The sequence below is a fragment of the Pseudomonas sp. SIMBA_068 genome, assembly GCF_046534705.1.
GTDB classification, from domain to species: domain Bacteria; phylum Pseudomonadota; class Gammaproteobacteria; order Pseudomonadales; family Pseudomonadaceae; genus Aquipseudomonas; species Aquipseudomonas putida.
On record NZ_JAWRYI010001281.1, the window covers coordinates 1 to 247 of the forward strand.

The 247-nt window shown below is 49.4% G+C and carries 1 protein-coding gene; it reads right to left on the reverse strand.

Features of this window, described 5'->3' with window-relative positions; translation table 11 throughout:
* Positions 1-241 (reverse strand): extracellular solute-binding protein (locus SB756_RS33695; protein ID WP_410913715.1); only part of this gene is annotated, 241 nt, incomplete at its 3' end.
* Positions 242-247: the final 6 nt, after the last annotated feature.

A 247-nucleotide genomic window follows, 5' to 3' on the forward strand; every position in this document is an offset into this window, starting at 1 on the left:
GAGCGTAGCCACCAAAGCGGTCGTGTGCCCAGAAGATAATGTCAGGGCCATCGCCAGTTGCCGCAACCTGTGGGAATTTCTCTTCCAGTTTATCCGGATGCTCAACGGTGACTTTAATTCCGGTATCTTTCTCGAATTTCTTACCGACTTCAGCGAGACCGTTATAGCCTTTATCGCCGTTAATCCAGATTACCAGTTTACCTTCTTCGATTTTGGCGAGAGCCGAGGCGGAAAACATCATCGTCGT